The organism is Nonomuraea corallina (assembly GCF_027620315.1).
In the GTDB taxonomy this organism is placed as follows: Bacteria; Actinomycetota; Actinomycetes; order Streptosporangiales; family Streptosporangiaceae; genus Nonomuraea; species Nonomuraea corallina.
In genome coordinates, this window is the sequence record NZ_JAPNNL010000353.1 from 1 (window position 1) to 962 (window position 962).

Genomic DNA, 962 nt, shown 5'->3' on the forward strand with positions numbered 1-962 from the left:
TCGGAAGGACATCTGTTGGCAGCCTCGCGCAACGCCTCCGCCGTACCCGCCGGTCCCCGTCGCGTCTCTTTTTCGCGTATCCAGGAGCCGCTCGAAGTTCCTGACCTTCTCGCCCTGCAGACCGAGTCGTTCGACTGGTTGCTGGGCAACGAGAAGTGGAAGGCCCGGGTCGAGGCGGCTCGCCAGGCCGGGCGCAAGGACGTCCCGACCCAGTCGGGCCTCGAAGAGATCTTCGAAGAGATCAGTCCCATCGAGGACTTCTCGGGGACCATGTCCTTGTCGTTCCGCGATCACCGGTTCGAGCCGCCCAAGTACTCAGTCGATGAGTGCAAAGACAAGGACATGACCTTCTCCGCCCCGATGTTCGTGACGGCGGAGTTCATCAATAACACCACGGGTGAGATCAAGAGCCAGACGGTGTTCATGGGGGATTTCCCGCTCATGACGCCGAAGGGCACGTTCATCATCAACGGCACCGAGCGGGTCGTGGTCTCGCAGCTGGTGCGTTCGCCGGGGGTGTATTTCGACCGCAGTGTCGACAAGACCTCCGACAAGGATCTGTTCGGCTGCAAGGTGATCCCGTCGCGGGGCGCCTGGCTGGAGTTCGAGATCGACAAGCGCGACAGCGTCGGTGTGCGCATCGACCGTAAGCGCAAGCAGGCCGTCACGGTGCTGCTGAAGGCGCTGGGGTGGACCAGCGAGCAGATTCTGGAGCGGTTCGGCCAGTACGAGTCGATGCGGGCCACGCTGGAGAAGGACCACACCGCGGGTCAGGATGACGCGCTGCTGGACATCTACCGCAAGCTGCGGCCGGGTGAGCCGCCGACCAAGGAGTCGGCGCAGACCCTGCTGGAGAATCTGTACTTCAACCCCAAGCGGTACGACCTGGCGAAGGTCGGCCGTTACAAGATCAACAAGAAGCTGGGCGTCGGCGCCGACATCACCCAGGGCACGCTGACCGA

1 pseudogene is annotated in these 962 nt (G+C 63.2%); it reads left to right on the top strand.

The window, feature by feature from the left end:
• Positions 1–15: 15 nt before the first annotated feature.
• Positions 16–962 (top strand): annotated as a pseudogene (locus OUY22_RS36660) (DNA-directed RNA polymerase subunit beta); the annotation flags it as partial.